We start from the raw sequence: 1145 nt of genomic DNA on the forward strand, positions 1-1145 counted from the left end.
ATTGGCTAGAATCTAACGGGCGAGTCCGTGGCGGGTTTCGGTTTTGGGTTTGTGATGCGAGTCTGTCGGGATGCGGCATGGCATCTCAATCGCCCTCCCGCCTGCGGATCGCGACCGGCTCGCAGCAATCGTCGGGGACCGGAACACGGCCCAGAAGCACGTCTGGCGCGCCCGTATCGTGCTGCTGAGCGCCGACGGCCTGGGCACCCATGCGATCATGCGCGAAGCCGGCGTGTCCAAGACGGCCGTCTGGCGCTGGCAGGAGCGGTTTGCTCGGGAGGGTGTCGACGGGCTGCTGCGGGATAAGACGCGACCGGCGCGTCTTGCGCCACTCGGTCCGGAGGTAGCGGGACGCGTGGTGGCCCTGACGCAGAGTGATCCGCCCGGCGAGACGACACACTGGACGGCGGCGGCCATGGCCAAGGTCGCGTCCATCAGCGTCTCGTCGGTGCAGCGGATTTGGCGCGGGCATGGCCTGCAGCCGCACCGGGTCCGCCAGTTCAAGCTGTCCACCGACCCGGCCTTCGCCGCCAAGGTGCGCGACGTCGTCGGGCTCTACGTCGACCCGCTCGCCCATGCCGTCGTGCTCTCCGTCGATGAGAAGAGCCAGATCCAGGCGCTTGCCCGCACACAGGATCCGCTACCAATAAAGCCGGGCCGGCCGACGACGCGCACCCACGACTACAAGCGCCACGGCACGACGACGCTGTTTGCCGCCCTGAACGTGCTGGAGGGCAAGGTGATCGGCCGCTGCATGCAGCGCCACCGGCATCAGGAGTTCATCCGCTTCCTCGATGCGATCGAGGCGGCCGTGCCAGCCGGCAAAGTCGTGCACGCGATCCTCGACGACTACGCCGTTCACAAGCACGCGAAGGTGCGCGCCTGGCTCGATCGCCATCCGCGATGGACCTTCCACTTCACGCCAACCTCCGCCTCCTGGCTCAACGCCGTCGAGGGCTTCTTCGCCAAGCTCACACAGCGGCGGCTGCGACGCGGCGTGTTCCGATCCCTGATCGACGTGCAGGTGGCCATCAAACGCTTCGTCGCCGAGACCAACTGCCGACCAAAGCCCTTCGTCTGGACCGCCGATCCGGATCGCATCATCCAAGCCGCAAAACGCGGGCACCAAGCGTTTGAACCGCCCC

1 protein-coding gene is annotated in these 1145 nt (G+C 67.1%); it reads left to right on the forward strand.

The genetic code is table 11. The features are described from left to right. Nucleotides 1-70: 70 nt before the first annotated feature. On the forward strand, nucleotides 71-1145 hold a 1075-nt coding region (locus MHA02_RS21820), incomplete at its 3' end, for an IS630 family transposase (protein ID WP_170249444.1).

Source organism: Methylobacterium haplocladii (assembly GCF_007992175.1).
Taxonomy (GTDB): Bacteria; Pseudomonadota; Alphaproteobacteria; order Rhizobiales; family Beijerinckiaceae; genus Methylobacterium; species Methylobacterium haplocladii.